Below are 753 nucleotides of genomic sequence, written 5' to 3'. Positions count from 1 at the left end.
GCGGCCGCGTCGCGCGCCAGGCTGAGCAGCGCCAGGTCCAGCCGCCCGCGATCGAGCCGCGCCGTCCATACGCCGTCCGCCGGCTCCAGCTCGAAGCCGAAGCGCCCGCCGAGCGCCACGCGGAGCAGCGGAAGCACCTGCGCCACCGCGGCGGCGGGCGAGACCGCGGCCGGGTCCTCCGCCTCGCGGCGGGCCGCATCCAGGAAGCCGCGTACCGTCTGGTCCAGCCGCCGCATCGCTTCCATCGCGCGGTCGAGCTGGCGGCGCGGCGCCCCCTCGGCCGCGCTGCGGCCCAGCAGCTCCAGGTTGGAAGCGAGCACCATCAGCGCGTTGTTCACCTCGTGCTGTACGGCCGGCGCGGTGCGGCGCAGGCGGTCATGGCGCAACAGGACGAGGTCGGACGGGGCGAGCGGCCCGGTTTCGGACGGTTTCTCGGGCAAGCGGCGCGGCTCCTTCATCCCCCGGCGGCGGCGCGCGCCTCGGTGCCGAGGCCTTCCAGTATCTCGCGGGCCAGGCGCGCCGGCAGGGTGCCGCCCCTGACCTCCAACATCGCAGCGCCGTCATCGTTGCCCAGCCAGATGCCGATGACGAGAGGACCCGCCAATCCGACGAACCAGGCGTCCCGGAAATCCTGCGTGGTGCCGGTCTTGCCGGCGACCGGCCGGCCGCCCGGCGGCTGGGCCGCCCGCCCGGTGCCGCGCGCGACCGCCGCCTCCAGCATCCGGCGGATGGCCGCGGCATGCTCGGGCGAGG

Annotated in this window: 2 protein-coding genes; both read right to left on the bottom strand. The window is 76.4% G+C overall.

Features of this window, described 5'->3' with window-relative positions; genetic code table 11:
* A partial coding sequence (locus OZN99_RS32815; protein WP_270939361.1) for a histidine kinase dimerization/phospho-acceptor domain-containing protein occupies positions 1-440 on the bottom strand: 440 nt, incomplete at its 3' end.
* A 14-nt stretch (positions 441-454) separates the two neighbouring features.
* A partial coding sequence (locus OZN99_RS32810) for a penicillin-binding transpeptidase domain-containing protein (RefSeq protein WP_270939360.1) occupies positions 455-753 on the bottom strand: 299 nt, incomplete at its 5' end.

The organism is Falsiroseomonas oryzae, from assembly GCF_027856955.1.
GTDB classification, from domain to species: Bacteria; Pseudomonadota; Alphaproteobacteria; order Acetobacterales; family Acetobacteraceae; genus Falsiroseomonas; species Falsiroseomonas oryzae.
The sequence above is the reverse complement of the archived record's forward strand: the minus strand, read 5'-3'. Positions and strand labels throughout refer to the sequence as shown.